Annotated in this window: 16 protein-coding genes; 7 read left to right on the top strand and 9 right to left on the bottom strand. The window is 63.1% G+C overall.

The genetic code is table 11. From position 1 onward, the window contains the following. The first annotated feature begins 30 nt into the window (after positions 1 to 30). Together KZJ38_RS25970 and KZJ38_RS25965 are read left to right on the top strand one after the other, a co-directional pair. On the top strand, positions 31 to 1,299 hold the full coding sequence (locus KZJ38_RS25970; RefSeq protein ID WP_219802703.1) for a PQQ-dependent sugar dehydrogenase: 1,269 nt from the start codon (positions 31 to 33) through the stop codon (positions 1,297 to 1,299). Beyond that, entirely contained in the window at positions 1,296 to 1,616 is a 321-nt protein-coding gene (locus tag KZJ38_RS25965) for a c-type cytochrome (RefSeq protein WP_219802701.1), read from the top strand. The genes KZJ38_RS25970 and KZJ38_RS25965 overlap by 4 nt, the downstream gene beginning before the upstream one ends. 76 nt (positions 1,617 to 1,692) lie before the next feature. Here KZJ38_RS25965 and KZJ38_RS25960 read toward each other — a convergent pair whose 3' ends face one another. Continuing rightward, on the bottom strand, positions 1,693 to 2,400 hold the full coding sequence (locus KZJ38_RS25960; RefSeq protein ID WP_219802699.1) for a dienelactone hydrolase family protein: 708 nt from the start codon (positions 2,398 to 2,400) through the stop codon (positions 1,693 to 1,695). Positions 2,401 to 2,605: 205 nt separating this feature from the next. On the opposite strand from KZJ38_RS25960, the gene KZJ38_RS25955 reads away from it, so the two are divergent. The 4 genes from KZJ38_RS25955 to KZJ38_RS25940 all read left to right on the top strand — a co-directional run bounded on the left by KZJ38_RS25955 (position 2,606) and on the right by KZJ38_RS25940 (position 6,047). After that, entirely contained in the window at positions 2,606 to 3,430 is an 825-nt protein-coding gene (locus KZJ38_RS25955; protein ID WP_246642012.1) for a COG4705 family protein, read from the top strand. A 204-nt stretch (positions 3,431 to 3,634) separates the two neighbouring features. Continuing rightward, on the top strand, positions 3,635 to 3,916 hold the full coding sequence (locus KZJ38_RS25950; RefSeq protein WP_219802695.1) for a hypothetical protein: 282 nt from the start codon (positions 3,635 to 3,637) through the stop codon (positions 3,914 to 3,916). Positions 3,917 to 4,029: 113 nt separating this feature from the next. Then, complete coding sequence (locus KZJ38_RS25945; RefSeq protein ID WP_219802694.1) at positions 4,030 to 4,692, top strand: response regulator; 663 nt, start codon at positions 4,030 to 4,032, stop codon at positions 4,690 to 4,692. Next, positions 4,689 to 6,047, top strand: a complete 1,359-nt coding sequence (locus KZJ38_RS25940; protein WP_219802692.1) for an ATP-binding protein — start codon at positions 4,689 to 4,691, stop codon at positions 6,045 to 6,047. The genes KZJ38_RS25945 and KZJ38_RS25940 overlap by 4 nt, the downstream gene beginning before the upstream one ends. Before the next feature lie 5 nt (positions 6,048 to 6,052). Here the strand turns inward: KZJ38_RS25940 and KZJ38_RS25935 are convergent, their stop codons facing one another. The 8 genes from KZJ38_RS25935 to KZJ38_RS25900 form a co-directional block, all read right to left on the bottom strand. Continuing rightward, on the bottom strand, positions 6,053 to 6,982 hold the full coding sequence (locus KZJ38_RS25935; protein WP_246642011.1) for an MBL fold metallo-hydrolase: 930 nt from the start codon (positions 6,980 to 6,982) through the stop codon (positions 6,053 to 6,055). A 35-nt stretch (positions 6,983 to 7,017) separates the two neighbouring features. Continuing rightward, complete coding sequence (locus KZJ38_RS25930) at positions 7,018 to 7,896, bottom strand: quinoprotein dehydrogenase-associated SoxYZ-like carrier (RefSeq protein ID WP_219802690.1); 879 nt, start codon at positions 7,894 to 7,896, stop codon at positions 7,018 to 7,020. A gap of 44 nt (positions 7,897 to 7,940) precedes the next feature. After that, the gene (locus KZJ38_RS25925; RefSeq protein ID WP_246642010.1) at positions 7,941 to 8,990 is read right to left on the bottom strand and encodes a quinoprotein relay system zinc metallohydrolase 2; all 1,050 of its coding nucleotides are present in this window, start codon (positions 8,988 to 8,990) and stop codon (positions 7,941 to 7,943) included. Between the two features lie 26 nt (positions 8,991 to 9,016). Further along, entirely contained in the window at positions 9,017 to 10,078 is a 1,062-nt protein-coding gene (locus KZJ38_RS25920) for a LysR family transcriptional regulator (RefSeq protein ID WP_219802689.1), read from the bottom strand. A 151-nt stretch (positions 10,079 to 10,229) separates the two neighbouring features. Beyond that, a complete protein-coding gene (locus KZJ38_RS25915; protein ID WP_219802687.1) occupies positions 10,230 to 11,039 on the bottom strand; it encodes a hypothetical protein in 810 nt (269 codons plus the stop codon). Between the two features lie 47 nt (positions 11,040 to 11,086). Beyond that, entirely contained in the window at positions 11,087 to 11,995 is a 909-nt protein-coding gene (locus KZJ38_RS25910) for a substrate-binding domain-containing protein (RefSeq protein WP_219802685.1), read from the bottom strand. Positions 11,996 to 12,060: 65 nt separating this feature from the next. Continuing rightward, positions 12,061 to 12,474, bottom strand: a complete 414-nt coding sequence (locus tag KZJ38_RS25905) for a c-type cytochrome (RefSeq protein WP_219803627.1) — start codon at positions 12,472 to 12,474, stop codon at positions 12,061 to 12,063. Between the two features lie 198 nt (positions 12,475 to 12,672). Then, complete coding sequence (locus KZJ38_RS25900) at positions 12,673 to 14,481, bottom strand: methanol/ethanol family PQQ-dependent dehydrogenase (protein WP_219802683.1); 1,809 nt, start codon at positions 14,479 to 14,481, stop codon at positions 12,673 to 12,675. Between the two features lie 312 nt (positions 14,482 to 14,793). Here KZJ38_RS25900 and KZJ38_RS25895 point away from each other — a divergent pair, with 312 nt between their 5' ends. Then, positions 14,794 to 15,180, top strand: coding sequence for a 4a-hydroxytetrahydrobiopterin dehydratase (locus KZJ38_RS25895; RefSeq protein WP_219802682.1), 387 nt, complete (start codon positions 14,794 to 14,796; stop codon positions 15,178 to 15,180). Positions 15,181 to 15,299 lie beyond the last annotated feature (119 nt).

The following is a 15,299-nucleotide window of genomic DNA, read 5'->3' as shown; positions in this document are numbered from 1 at the left end:
CCAAAAGCACAATTCCATGGAGACACAGCAATGAAGGCAACGCTCAAGCTTCTGCCGTTCGCCGTCGCGACGCTCTTCGCGACACTGCCCGCCGCGCAAGCAGCGGGAGATAACGTCAACGCCCTGTCCAACTTCCAGCAGACCGGCAACAAGACCCCGCCCGAAACCGTACCGCAAACCGGCCAGCGCGCCGACGAGCTGCGCGAAAACCTCAAGCAGATCAAGCTGCCCCCCGGCTTCAAGATCGACTTGTATGCAGTGGTGCCCGACGCGCGTCATATGGCGGTCGAGCCATCGACGGGCGTCGTCTTCGTCGGCACGCGCAAGGCGCGCGTCTGGCAGGTCACCGATCGCACGAAGCACCGCGTTGCCGACGATGTCGTCTCGTTTGCGAGCTCCGTGACGTTCAAGGTGTCCAATGGCGTGTGCTTCTCGCCCGACGGCGTGCTGTACGTGGTCGAGCAGAACCGCGTGCTTGCCTTCCCCGCCGCGCAGTTCTTCGGCGAAGGCGGACCCGACGTCGCGGCGGCCGTCGTCGTGCCGCAAGGCAAGCTGATCCCGACGCAGTTCGAGAGCTTCAATCACGGCGCACGCGCATGCCGCGTCGGGCCGGACAAGAAGCTCTATATCGCGCTGGGCCAGCCTTGGAACGTGCCGCCTAAAGACAAGCTTGCCGAGCTCGACAAAAATGGCCTTGCGGGCATCATCCGCATGGACCAGGACGGCAAGAACCGCGAGGTCTACGCGCACGGCGTGCGCAACTCGGTCGGCCTCGACTTCAACCCGAAAGACGGCACCTTGTGGTTCACGGACAACCAGGTCGACGGCATGGGCGACGACATCCCGCCGGGCGAACTCAATCACGCGACGAAGGCCGGCGAGAACTTCGGCTTCCCGTGGTACGGCGGCGGCAAGGTCCGCACCGAAGAGTACAAGGACAGTACGCCGCCCGCGGGCGTGGTCTTCCCGCAGGTCGACTTCGCCGCGCACGCAGCCGACCTCGGCATGTCGTTCTATACGGGCAAGATGTTCCCCGCGAAGTACCAGGGCGGCATCTTCGATGCGGAGCACGGCTCGTGGAATCGCACGAAGCCGATCGGCGCGCGCCTTATGTTCATCCCGATCAAGGACGACGGCACCGCAGGCACCGCCGAAGTGTTCGCCGAAGGATGGCTCACGCAGAACGGCGAATATATGGGCCGTCCGGTCGACGTGCAGCAGTTGCAGGACGGCTCGCTGCTCGTATCGGACGACTATGCCGGCGCGATTTACCGCATCTCGTACACGGGGGCGAAATGACGCGTGCAAGCATCGCGGCGGCGGCGCTACTTGCGATATCGGCTGCGGGCGCGGTTGCGAATGCGGCGTTCGCGGCCGACGCCGCGGCCGGTCGCGCCAAGGCTGTGCAGTGCCAGGCGTGCCACGGTCTCGACGGCATCTCGAAGCTTCCCGATGCGCCGAATCTGGCGGGCCAGAACGAGGACTATCTCGTGAAGGCGCTGCACGACTTCAAAACCGGCGAGCGCAAGAACGAGCTGATGTCGACGGTCGTCAAGCCGCTGTCCGATGCGGATATTGCGAATCTCGCGGCGTTTTATCACAGCCTGAAGCCGTAAGCGCGGTGCCATAGAAAGAAGGGCGCGCGGTGCAGACACCGCGCGCCCTTCTTCTATCATTCAGTTCTTCGCAGACTCAAGCCCAAAGCTTGCGCCCGAGGAACGTCAGCGTGCGATCCCACGACAGTTGCGACCACACCGGATCGAATTGCGTGCCGGCGATGCGGCTCGGGCCAACCGCTGTCTCGTTCGCGAACGCATGGTGCGCAAGATAGCGATGGAATTGCGCGTCGACATTCGCTTCCTTGAGCTTCGCGGCGAGCGCATCGACGCCGGCCTCCGCAAAGAACGCGTCCTGCGTGGCCCAATGAGCGATCACCGGAACCTTGATCTTCGACGCGTCGATATAGTCGATCGGCGGGTAGCCATACCAGATGACGCCGGCCGACAACTCCGGCGACTGACAAAGCGAAAGCCAGGCGAGCGCGCCGCCCATGCAATAGCCCATCACGGCCACGCGCGGCGACTGCTGCTTCAGATACTGAACGGCGCCGCGAATATCCTGCGATGCGGCATCGCCAAAGTCGAGCCCCGACATCAGGTGGTGCGCCTCTTCTTCCTCGACGGTCGATTTGCCGCGGTACAGATCGGGCACCAGCGCGAGATAACCGCATTGCGCGAGGCGGTCGGCCACGCCGCGAATCTGGTCGTTGATGCCCCACCATTCCTGCAGCACGACCACGGCGGGCGCGCCCTGCGGGTTTTCGGGCTTCGCCAGATAGCCGTTGACGTCTTTGCCGTCGGGCCGGCGAAAGCCGACCATCGATCCGAGGTTCGATTTCATGACAAGTCCTTGATGACAGAAAAAGGAGGAGGAGAAAGGAGACAAATCAGCGAAAGCAGTAGCATAGCGCCCCGCGCGCGCCCGTGCAGATTCTGGTGCAGTGCAGCTAAGGGAGCCTTAAGCCGCCCTCCTTCAACATCGCGCTTGTTCCGCTCGCAAACACCAGCGATACGCATGCATGGAACATGTTTCCGGAGGGCTCAACGTGACGCGATCAGCATCGACATATAGCAACAACACCTACAGCAGTCGTCAGGAAGAACTGCTCAGCAAGGTGCCGCAAGCCACCGCGGTATTCTGGATTGTAAAGATTCTCGCGACGACCGTCGGCGAAACAGGCGGCGATGCGTTATCGATGACGCTCAACCTCGGCTACGCAGTCGCCACCCTCATCTTCCTTGCATTCTTTGTCATTACGCTGACACTGCAGGTGCGCGGCGACCGCTATCACCCGGCCATTTATTGGGCCGTCGTGGTGGCGACCACCACCGTCGGCACGACGATGTCCGACTTTCTCGACCGCACAGCCGGCTTAGGCTACGTCGCATCGTCTGCATTGCTACTCGCCGCCGTGCTGCTCATTCTCGCCAGCTGGCGCGCGGTGGCGGGCCGCATCGAGTACCAGCATATCGTGCGGCCGCGCGACGAAGTGTTCTACTGGCTCACGATCCTCGTCTCGAATACGCTCGGCACCGCGCTCGGCGATTTCACCGCAACCAGCCTCGGTCTCGGCTTCGAGCACGGTTCGCTTGTGTTTGCAGGATTGCTCGCGGTCGTGGCGATCGCGTGGCGCGTCGGCAAACGGATTCCCGTCAGCGTGCTGTTCTGGGCGGCTTACGTCCTGACGCGGCCGCTCGGCGCAACGCTAGGCGATACGCTGACGAAGCCGCTCGCCGAAGGCGGCCTGGCGCTCGAACGCATCCCCGCCTCACTTGTCATTCTGGGCACGCTGGCTGCGGTGGTCGTCCTGCAGCACTGGCTCGGACGCGGTGCACGCGATGTCGCGACCGGATCGGCGCGATACCGCTAACGCGGACCGCGGTGCGAGCTTCGGTGCGGCCGTCGGTGCGAACTTTAATGCGCACTTTATCGAATCCCGGTCGATAACTTGACTCAATCGGTCCAACTGACAGTTCCGTAAGATTTTTTAAGCGCTGTATAAGGCCGGAGAACTAAGCTTGTTGATGAGTGTGCATTGCGTGCCGCTCTCATTCAACTCCACAGGAGAAGTCAGATGAAGGCCCTTTTAACCGCTACTGCTTCGGCACTTTTATTGCTCGCCTCCGCGCCTTCGTTCGCGCAAACCGCGAACAGCATGGGCAGCGGAGCCACGACGAACGCGCCCGCCGCGACCAGCGCGGATCAGCAGAACTGGCAAAGCCAACCGGCGATGAACTACGAAAAGCCGCGGGCCAACGCCAACATCGACTACGGCATGCCCGCAAACGGCACGTACCAGTCCGGCCGCCGGATCGGTCAAGACGGCTTTACGGAGCCGACCTTCGGTCATCATTGACCGGTTCGACCGGTCGCGAAGCCGTACCGGGTCATCGTTACCCCTGTCCCCGCGTGGCCTGCGCGCCGCGCCGCTGCGGTAACATCGACCCCAGTTTTGAATGGAGCTGACCGATGCGCCTGCTGTTGATCGAAGACGACGAAATGATCGGCGAGACCGTGCTCGAATCGATGCGCCGCGCCGGCCATGCGATCGACTGGGCGCGCGACGGCCGCGCAGCCGCGTTGTCGCTTGGCAACGATGTCTACGATCTCGTGCTGCTCGATCTGAGCCTGCCCAAGGGCGACGGCATCGAACTGCTGAAGAACTGGCGCGGCGCGGGCGGCGAAGCGCCGGTGATCATCCTGACGGCGCGCGATGCAGTGGAAGATCGCGTGCGCGGCCTCGATGCAGGCGCCGACGACTATCTCGTCAAGCCGTTCGATCTCGATGAACTGGCTGCACGCGCCCGCGCGCTGATGCGGCGCCGTGCAGGTCGCACGCAGCCGGTCTTCTCGCACGGCGCGTTGAGTCTCGACCCGGCCGCACACGAAGTTCTCAAGGATGGCGAACCGATTGCGTTGATTCCGCGCGAGTTCGCGCTGTTGCATGCGCTGATCGAAGTGCCGACGCGCGTCTTCACGCGCGCCGAGCTTGAAGAAAAGCTATACGGCTGGGGCGAGGAAGTCGGCAGCAATACGATCGAGGTGCACGTGCATAGCCTGCGGCGCAAGCTCGGCGCCGATCAGATCGTCACGGTGCGAGGCGTCGGTTACCGCTTGAAGAGAGTCGAATGACGTCCATCCGGCGCAAGCTGCTCGGATGGCTGATCTTCGGATTCGGTGCGGCATCGGCCGCGGCCGCGTATGGCATCTTTCACACGGCGCGCAACGAAGCCGGCGAGCTGTTCGACTACGAACTGCGCACCGTCGCGTTATCGCTGCCGCCCAACCTGCACGCAACGATGACCGCGCAGCAGTCGGACGCCATGCTCGGCGATATCGCCGACGATCGGATCGTTATCGAGATCTGGGATGCGTCCGGCAACATCGCCTACCGCTCGCAGGCGGTGCAAACGCTGGGCCGCTATCCGGCGGGGCTGCGCACCGTCGAAGACAATGAAACGCCCTGGCGCGTATTCGGCGTGCAGCAGCCCGCGCGCTTCGTGCAGGTTGCCCAGCCGCTTTCGGTACGCAACGATCTCGCGCTGACGCTGGCATTGCATACGCTGTGGCCGCTCGGCGTGATGGTGCCCGCGGCCATCGTGCTGGTGCTGTTCGTCGTGATGCGCGGGCTCGCGCCGATCGGCGGACTGTCGCGTTCGCTTGCGAGCCGCTCGCTCGATGCGCTCGAACCGCTAACGATCGATGCGCACACACCGGTCGAAGTGCGGCCGCTCGTCGTCGCACTGAACGATCTGCTAAGACGCCTGCATGTCGCTTCTCAGGCGCAGCGCATGTTCGTCTCCGATGCCGCGCACGAGTTGCGTTCGCCGTTGGCCGCGCTGCAATTGCAACTGCAGGCCGCCGCGCGCGACGGCACGCTGACCGGCTCCGAGGCGACGCTCGAACGCATCCAGGGCCGCTTGAAGCGGCTGATTCACCTTGTCCAGCAACTGCTGACGCTCGCGCGCGAAGATGCGACGGCGGCCACGCCGATGGCGCCGGTCAGCATGCGGCGCGTCGGCGAGCAGGTGGTCGGCGAGTTTTCGCTGCTCGCCGAAGCGAAGCAGATCGACCTCGGGCTCGAGACGAGCGCCGCGCGCGGCGACGCTGATCCGTATATCGCGCTGACCGAACAGCATGCGCTGTTCTTGCTGCTGTCGACGCTGATCGACAACGCGATCCGCTACACGCCCGTAGGCGGCACCGTCGATCTGCTGCTCGAACGCACGGGCGGCCGCATCGGCATCGAAGTGCGCGATACGGGTCCCGGCATTCCGGAGGACGAACTCGAACGCGTGTTCGACCGCTTCTATCGCGGCGCCGGCACGCAGGTGCAAGGCAGCGGTCTTGGGCTGGCGATCGCCGCGCGCATTGCGAAGCGCCTCGGCATCGTTCTGGTGTTGCGCAACCGGACCGGCGCTTGCGGTCTGTCGGCACGCGTCGACGGCTTCACGCCGGCCGATGAAAAGCGTATCGCGCAGAATTAGGCGTCTCACTGCCCGGCCTGATCTTTTTCCTTTTCAAGCTGCAAATACAGGTGTTCGACGTTCTGCGGCTGGGCGACCGCATACAGCTTGTCGTGTCGGAACGCAGGCACTTGCACCGTGTGCATCGCTTGCGTAAGCCCGACACCGGACGCGAACGCATGGCGCACCGCTGCATCGAGTTCGCGCAGATACTCCGCGAGCAGATCGAGATCGGCCGGCTTCGCGAGGCGGCCGAACGCGGGCACGATCGCCTTCGTATCGAGCGTCTTGATCTTCTCGAGCGCATCGAGCCAGCCGGGAATGCGCTCGTTGCGCAGTTCGGGAATACGCCCGACGCTGACGAGGCCGCCCGCGAACAACACACCGGTCGACGGATCAAGCACCGCGAGATCGCCCGGCGTACTGGCCGCGCCGAAATACAGCAGCCGAAGCGTGCGGCCGCCGCTTTCGATCTGCGTATTGCCGTCGACGGTGCGGTCCGGCACGGTGACGCGCGAACCGGCCATCTCGTCCTCGCCGAGCGTGCGATTCAGATTCTTCAGGCAAATCGCGCAGCGCTCGCGAATCAGTTCCGCGGTGCGGCGTTGCGCGAGAATCGGCACGCCCTGATCGCGAAACGCCGACGCGCCGAACACGAATTCAGGCCCTTGATGCGTGATCACGACAAGCTGAACGGGCAACGGCGTGATCTTGCTGATCGCGTCGAGCATGGCGCGGCCGTAGCGGTACGACGAACCGGTATCGACCACCGTTACGCCGCTCGAACCGACGATAAAGCCGTTGTTCGCCACGATGCCGTGATTGGCGGGTGTCACCGCATCGCCGCTGCCCATCATCACGTAGACGCCGGAGGCGATTTCGATCGGCACGGGAGCGCGAAACGGCGTGGCCGCAGGCGCTGCGAACACAACCGCCGACATTGCGACGATCGCCACACCCGCCCATGCCCATCGACTACGCGCCGCCCGCATCACAGTTTCGACGACGCATTCTGCGCGACCGCTTGCGGGCTGACCGCGACCTCAGCCTCGAACTGCTTGCTCTTCGAGTCTTCGACACGCGCCTTCAGTTCGCCGTCGCCATGCGGCACGAACCAGAAACGGAAGTTTGGGTTCTCGCTGATCGAGAAATTGACATCCGCGACCATCACCGGCTTGTCGCCATAGCTAACCGTCACCTTGCGCACGAAATACGCTGTCGCGTAGTTGCGCGTGACCTGGTTCATCGCCATGCCGGTGCGGTTCGGATGCCTGACCATCAGCTGCGCGAGCTGCGGCTTGCCGGCCACCGTCTGACCTTGCAGTGTTAGCCGTACCTGGCCCGCGCCCGCTTCGGCTGCCGCATCATCCTTGCCCGCGGGGGCCGAGCAGCCGCCCGATGCCTTCACGAAACGCACCGAGCTATAGAGCTTGCCGTCGTTGGTTTCGGCGATCGCGCGCATAAACGTATAGTCTTCGACGCGCACGCGCGTTTCGATCGTCGCGAAGCCCGATTCGGGCGTAAACGAGAACGAGCCCGCATACGGCTCCGGATTCTCGTCGATATACAGGTACACCTTCTTGATGTAGCGCGCGGGCGTCTGCGGGAATTGCGCGGCAATCGCAATCGGCACGACGGCGCCGTCCGCCGCACGCGCCGGCGCGTCGAGCTTGATGACCGCGTCCGCATGCGTATCGATCGTGCGGCCCTTGAAGGTGCCATCCTTGAAGTCGACCCAGCGCGCGGGCGTGTCCGGGTTGTCTTCCGGATGTTCTTCCGCATACGCGGCGCCGCTCACGGCAAACGTCGTGGCGAGCACGACGAAAGCCGTAAAAAACCCTGCTAACGCGCTTTTCGCAATGTTGTTCATTTCAAGCTCCTCTACCCTTCTGAACCACAGCGGGTACACGCCGATCATTGCTCCCACTCGAGCTCCGCATACGCGGCCGTCACATTGCGGCGATGGTAGATATCGAATAGCCGCCACTTGCCGCGTTCATCCTGACCGATCGTATCGACCGCCTGCTGCATCGTCTTGCCCTGTTTGATCGCCGCGCGCACGTCGCGCACGAGATGCGACAGGTACGCCTCTTGCGCAGCGAGCGCTTCGCGCCACGGCGCGTCGAGCGGACCGTGGCCCGGCTCGACACGGCGCGGATTCATGGCGCGAATCGCCGCGATATCGTCGAGCCAGCCGAGCACGGCGCCATCGATGACCGGAATGCATCCGGCGAACAGCAGGTCGCCTGCGATCAGCGTGCCGCTAGCTTCATCGTAGACGGTCAGATCGTTGTTCGTATGGGCTGTTTTCCAGGTCTGCAGCCGCAGCACGCGTTTTCCCAGATCGAGTTTCAGGCTGCCGGTCACGGGCAGCGTCGGCGGCACGATGACGCTGCCGTCCGCGAGGTCGCCGAGCTCGCGCTTGAGTGCGCGCATATAGCTCTCTTCGTGCGACGCCTCCGCTTCCGCGAGGGTCGCGCTGCCGACGAATTGCGGATGATCGGCGGCAAACGCGACGTTGCCGAAAATATGGTCCGGGTGCATATGCGTGTTGATCACGTAGCAAACGTGTAACGGCGTCACCGCGCGGATCGCCGCGCGCAAGGCGTGTCCTTCGGTCGCGGTGCCGCCCGTGTCGATTACCGCAACGCAGCGCGAGCCGACGATAAAGCCGACGTTTGCGATATCGCCGCCGTTTTCGCGGGTCGCGACGTTATCCTGGCCGCGGTGAAAGTAGAGGCCGGGCTCGAGCTGGACGACGGAAAGCGGTTGAGCGGCTTTCTGCGCGGCGGGCTGTGCGACAGCCGTGCCGAAGCCCGCAGCCATCGCAAGCAGCGTCACGCGCGCGAACAAACGAACGCGCGCCGAGATCCCGAGCCGAGCCGAGATCGATTCGCGCGGCACGTTCCATACGAAAAGGGCGCCATTGCGCAGCGCACCACCCTCAACGCCGCGTCGCTTCATACGGATAGGAATACGGCCACCGGGCATTAGCGCGCCGCCGTCCGGTCCGGCGCGCCACCGTCGCCGCTGCCGTTCGCGGAACCGGCGGACCCCGAACCCGAACCATCGGCCGCGGCGGCCGCCGCCGCTCGCCGCGCCGCGGCCGGAGACAAGCTCCGCAAAAACTCCGCATATTCGCGCTCGAGAAACGGCTCCGCCTGTTCGAGCATGAAGCGCCGGAACGCGACGCAGGTCGGCGAAAGCTGCTTCGACGCCAGATGCACGATCTGCCAGGTCCGCTCGAGCGGCGTACCGTTTACGTCGAGCACCGCAAGCGCGCCCGCGCGCAATTCGAGCGACAGCGTATGCAGCGACAGCAGGCTCACGCCCATGCCGGCCATCACGGCCTGCTTGATCGTCTCGTTGCTGCCGAGCGTTACGCAGCGCGCCGGCGTAAAAAGATGCTGCCGGAACATATGCTCGACGACGGCACGCGTGCCTGAACCGGTTTCGCGCAGCAAAAACGTATCGCCGGCCAGTTCCTGCAAATCGAAACGGCGTGCATCGCGCAATGGATGATCGAGCGGCGCAATGATCACATGCGGATGCCGCGCAAGCGGTTCGGCGGTCGTACCGAGTTCGGGCGGCGGGCGCCCCATGATCGCGAGATCGGTCGCGTTGTCCTGCAACAGGCGCAGCAGCGTCTCGCGATTGCCGACCGAGAAATGCACGTCCACCTTCGGGAATTGCCGCGAATAGAGCGCGAGCAGCTTGGGCGCGAAATGCGTCGCCGAACTGACGATGCTGACCGCGATCGTGCCGCTATCGGCTTGCGCGAGCGAGGTCATCGTGTCCTCGATGTCCTTGATCTCGCCGATGATGCGGCTCGCGTGATGCGACAGGCGTTCGCCCGCCTCGGTCAGCGTAAGCCGCCGCGACACGCGCTCGAACAACGGCAGGCCAAGCGCCTCTTCGAGCTGGCGAATCTGCATCGATACCGCGGGCTGCGACAAGTGAAGCTCTTCGGCCGCGCGCGCGAAGCTCGGCAGACGGCTCGCGATCACGAAGATCTGCAATTGCCGCAGCGTCAGCGCCCGAATCAGGTTCACGTTGCCTCCCGCGGTGAATGTTCTTCCGGCCGTCCTCGGCGGCTTGCACGCGGTCGGTCAGCGGCTTGCCTGCGATTCCTCCAGCGGCTGCCTATGAGATCGCATGAGCGGTTGCATAAGCAGTTGCATCAGCGGTCCGCGAGCCGTCTCTTCACCGGCTCGCGCGCGGGCCGTTCGGCGGCGGTGGCGGCGCCGGCGTGCCATGCGCCGGTGGCGGCACGAGCTTGCGCAAGGCGCCCGTGAAGGTCAGCGTCTCGATCAGCTTCGGATGCGCGAAGTCGTTGTTCTCGCCGGGCACCTCGGTGCGAATCAGAGTCACGCCGCCGGGCACGTCGTCGGCAAGCACGAACGTATAGCGCTTGGCGACGAAATCGGGAAAGCGCTGCGCGTTCGGATCGTTCAGATACGGCTGGATCTCGATCTTGCGCGCCTTCACGGTCTTACCGTTCGCATTGCTCGTCACTTGCGTGATAGGCGGATTCGCCGCAAGCGCGAGCCGCACGCGCTTCTGGAAATAGCGGCGCTGGCCACCCGTCAACTGCTCCATCTCGGCAATATCGTGCTCGAGAAAATAGACGATCACCGGATTGCACGGCAGTCCGCCCGACGGCACCGACACCTTGCCCGTGCGATCGCTAACGCTCGCGTCATCGCCCGAGTTGTTCGCGCTTGTCACGAGCACGCGCACGGTGTCGCTAGCCTTTTCAGGCGGATGCGACAGCGTCATCGCATAGTCGAGTTCGGTTTGCGCCGCGACACCGCGCAAATGCGGCGTCATAAATAGCAGCCGCTCGGCCGGCGCGATATCGGCTTCCGCTTGCGATGCTGGCGACGTAGCCGATGCACCGGATGCGGCCGGCGAGGCCCCATGCGACGCACGCGGCGTCAAGGCAAGCGCGGCCACCGCAAGCAGGCCGCCCGCCGCTACGCGCCACGACAACTGTGTTGTCGCACTTCGCACCCGGCACCTCGCGGCCTCGCGCCGCACGAAATTCGCAGGCCTGTCCATCATTGCGGCGTATTCGACGCAACGGGCGTGCTGGCAATCGGCAACAGCGGCACGTCGTAACTCGTGAGAATCGTATTGATCTTGTCCTGATGCGTGGCGATCCATTGATCGATCTTGTCGTGCCAGGCCTTTTCGCCGTGGCGCGTCCCCATCGCGATCTCGAAGTCGAAGCGGATGCCCGGCTGCGGCGGGAACGGCACCAGCCTCGCGGTATCGCCCGAGCGCTTCACGAAGTAACCGGCAATCGGCCCCCAGACGAAGACGACGTCGACGTTGCCCTGCTTCAGGTCATGCTGGATCATCTCGCCCGGAAAAGCCTGCGGGTCGCCGCTTTGTGCCTGATACGACACCGCCTGGTCGATCAGGTTGTTCGCGAGCAGCCAGTCCACCGCGGGTGTCTGCGCGAAAATGCCCAAACGCAGTTTCTTCAACTGATCGGGCGGCAGCTTCAGCAGATCGCTCGGTGTGTTGATACTCGCGAACTCGGGCTTCTTGTTGAACACCATCGCGTAAGTCGAATGCAGATACGCGCGCGTCGTCGCCGTCATGTCGTAGCCGCGCGGCACGCCGATAATCAGATCGCACTTGTAGCGCTCGGTATTGGGCTCCTTATCGCGCAGCGTGTTGCGCACGAAGCCCATGCGCTGCGGGAAGAAGGTGTATTCGACCTTGTAGCCAAAATCGCTTGCCATGGCTTCGGCGATCTTGTTCTCGTAGCCTTCGCCCTTGTCGTTCGACAACGGCAGGTTGTTCGGGTCAGCGCATACGCGCAACACCTTGTCGGCGCCGTCGTTATTCGGCAGCGACGGCGCGTTTTGCGCATACGTAAAAGGCGCCGCGCAGCACGCACTCGAAAGCACGAGCGCGACGCGCATGGCGAAAGCAAATCGGGTTCTGCGAGCGGACATGACTCTCTCCGGAACGGGAAACATCGGGAAACCGATAGGGCCGACGGGCGGGGTCCGCAATCAGGTCATTTGTCGAGCGGCTGAAGATCGCCCGGATTGATCTTTCCGTCGGAACGCCCTTTCAGGTACGCATAAAGATTTTCCCAATTCTTTTGCATCATCTGGCTCGAGCTAAAGTCGGGCATACCCTTGTCGATGCGTCCGCCGAATACGGTGCGATGGAATTCGTTCTTGTCGAGCGTTTTGAATGCGTCGATGAGCGACGGGCCGACGAGACCTTCCTGCTTTGCGCCGTGACAGCGTTCGCAGGCTAGCGCGCGCCACGTTTTCCAACCGAGGTAGGTGTCTCCATCGACCTTGTTGCCGTCTACCACCTTGTAGGCAACGGGTTTCATCTGCGGGGCATTGGTCTGCCCATATGCGACTGGCCATGCACATACAGCCACTGCAAACGGCAACAACATCAAACGGCCTTTCATGCGTTCGTCCCCCATCCACACTGTCTGCTTGCACGCCCGGCAGCCCGGCTTCCAGTCACCGTGCCGCCGGATGGCGCGCATACCGCATGCCATCGCAGTGCGGAATGTGCGCCCCCGATATTTCGTATCACTACTCTTTAAATACAGGCTTCCACTTCAGCCGTGGAAGCCTGCATCCTCAGCGCGCCATCAGCTCGCTCAGCTCGGGATCGCGAACACGAACAACGTGCCGCCGAGCGCCGTGTACTTCGCCAGTTCGCGATAGCCGCCGACCGCGCCAAGACCTTCGGTCGACTTCTGCAGACCCGCTGCCATACCGATGCCGGCCCAGCCGCCGATGCCCGAATACACGCCGACGAACTGCTTGCCGTCATAGGTGTACGTGAACACGTTGCCGATGATCCCGGACGGCGTCTTGAACTTCCACAGCTCCTTGCCGTCGCTGATCCGCACCGCCTTGATATAGCCTTCGAGCGTGCCGTAGAACACGATGCCGCCAGCCGTTGCGAGCGCGCCGGACCACACCGAGAACTTCTCCGGCTTCGACCAGACGATCTTGCCCTTCGCCGCATCCCACGCGATGAAATTGCCCATCGAACCGTTCTCGTTCGGACCCGGGAACATCGACAGCGTCGCGCCCACATACGGCTGCCCCGACACATAGTCGACATCGAACGGCTCGTAGTCCATACAGACGTGATTGGTCGGCACGAGGAACAGCTTCGACTTCGGATCGAACGCGGCAGGCTGCTGGTCTTTCGAACCGAGCGCGGCCGGGCAGATGCCCTTCACGTTGTGGTCCGGACCGGCCTTTTGCGTCGAGTAGCTCGCGTTGCGGATCGGCAGGCCGCTCTTCAGATCGACGCTTTCCGCCCAGTTCACCGCCGGGTCGTACTTGTTCGCGACAAGCAGCTGGCCCGTTTCACGATTCAGCGTATAGCCGAAACCGTTGCGGTCGAAGTGCACGATCGCCGGCACGTTCTTGCCGTTGACCGGCAGGTCCGCGAGGATCATCTCGTTCACGCCGTCGTAGTCCCACTCGTCATGCGGCGTCATCTGATACACCCACTTCGCCTTGCCGGTGTTCAGGTCGCGAGCGAAGATCGACATCGACCACTTGTTGTCGCCTGGCCGTTGCGTCGGGTTCCACGTCCCGGGGTTGCCGGTGCCGTAGTAGACGAGATTGAGCTTCGGATCCCACGCATACCAGCCCCATGTGGTGCCGCCGCCGAGCTTCCACTGATCGCCCTTCCAGCTCTTGATCGACGAATCCGCGCCGACGGGCACCATCTTGCCGTCCGCATACGTCATCGTACTGTTGGGGTCGAGCAGCATCTCATTGTCGGGACCGGTGCTGTACGCTTTCCAGACCTCCTTGCCGGTCTTGATGTCGTAAGCGATCAGACGCCCGCGCACGCCGAACTCGCCGCCCGAAATGCCGGTCAGCACCTTGTCGCCGAACACGTGCGGCGCATTGGTGTTGGTTTCACCCGCTTTCGGATCGCCGTTCTTCGCCGACCAGACCACGTCGCCGGTCTTCGCGTTGAGCGCGACGAGCGTCGTGTCCGCCTGCTGCAGGAAGATCTTGCCGTCGCCATACGCGAGACCGCGGTTCACCGTGTCGCAACACATCACGGAAATAACCTGCGTGTCCTGCTTCGGCTCGTATTGCCAGATGAAGGTCTTGTCCTTCAGGTTGATCGCGATCACCTTGTTAGGGAATGGCGAATGGATGTACATCGTGTCGCCGATCACGAGCGGCGAGCCTTCGTGACCGCGTAGCACGCCGGTGGACATGGTCCACGCGACCTGCAGCTTGCCGACGTTGCTCTCGTTGATCTGCTTGAGCGGGCTGTAGCGATGGTTGGCATAGTCGCCCGCCTGTGCAGCCCAGTTGGATGGGTTCTTCAGCAGCGAATCGAGCTGCGGATCGGCGTGTGCGAAGAATGAACTCAGTGCCGTTGCCGCAGCCACCGCCAGTCCGAGAACCAGGGTGCGTACGTTCATGTGTCTCCTCCAGATTGGGTAAACCGTCCACCTCACGATGAAACGCTACCGCGCTACACCCGCCGCGCCGTCCGGATGCGGGTAACGAACCAGATCCAAGCCGGATTCTTTGCCCGGCTCATGCATAAGGAGGCTGATCGCATATTCCATGCCGACCGCGAGGTTTATTCGGTGTACCGCGCATGTGGGCGTCAAGGTGTGCCGCTTCGCTTCGGATGACGATACATACTGTGTCAAATACGCGATACATTGAGGGCGTCCCCGCTTCATTTTCAACTTCACATACAACGTCACATTCAATCGAGGTCAGTCATGGCACAAGCCGAGCGAGTGTATTCAGATCAGGAAGTCGAAGAGCGTCTTAAGGGTGCATTGCAGCACTGGTATCTGGAAGATGGATGGCTGCGGCGCAAATTCAAAACCGAAAGCTGGAAAGGCACGTTAATGCTGGTCAACACGGTCGGCCATCTCGCCGAAGCCGCGTGGCATCACCCGGACCTGACCGTGTCCTATGCATTCGTCATCGTGAAGCTGAAGACGCACACGGCTAAAGGGATCACCGATAAAGACTTCGCGCTCGCGAACAAAATCGAAGAGGTGATCCAGTGGCAGCCGGGCAAGGAAGGCGGGCCGCTCGAAGGCACGCCCACCGACGATCAGCGTTTCCGCTATATCAAGTACGACGCACCGAAAGGCTAGACGCGGAGCACGCGATGGGTTCGCGTGCGTGGTATGGCTTTTGCCTTGCAGCTTCTGTTTCGCTTCTTCTGGCTCGCGCGCGGTGCAGGCGCGCGGCCCGGTCCGAACCACGACGCGAC

The organism is Paraburkholderia edwinii (assembly GCF_019428685.1).
Taxonomy (GTDB): domain Bacteria; phylum Pseudomonadota; class Gammaproteobacteria; order Burkholderiales; family Burkholderiaceae; genus Paraburkholderia; species Paraburkholderia edwinii.
This window is presented reverse-complemented; position numbering and strand designations above follow the sequence as displayed.